This window comes from Rhodococcus sp. ARC_M12, assembly GCF_022810385.1.
GTDB lineage: Bacteria > Actinomycetota > Actinomycetes > Mycobacteriales > Mycobacteriaceae > Rhodococcoides > Rhodococcoides navarretei.
This window is the reverse complement of sequence record NZ_JALGQI010000106.1, coordinates 1-255: the sequence shown is the minus strand read 5'-3', so window position 1 is coordinate 255 and position 255 is coordinate 1. Positions and strand designations below refer to the sequence as shown.

1 pseudogene is annotated in these 255 nt (G+C 59.6%); it reads left to right on the top strand.

Annotated elements, in window-relative coordinates:
- Positions 1-255: pseudogene (locus tag MTX35_RS25550) on the top strand (AraC family transcriptional regulator); the annotation flags it as partial.

Here is a 255-nt window from a genome sequence, read left to right as displayed (position 1 = left end):
ACGTCCAGGCACCGATACGGTGGTTTCGGGAGGTCTATCCCGAACTCGATATCGCCCACGCCACTCGACTCGGACTTGCGTTTGCCGAGCAGGCCCAGTTGACATCGTTCGGGCCCCTGAGTTCACCGTTGATCAGCGCTGGTTCGGTCGCCGAGATCGTCGATCTCCTGACATACCTGCCATTGATCTCCACGGCGTTGAAATCGCAGTTCCACACTGGCGACTACGGTCTGATCGTCGGGCTCACTGCGCACA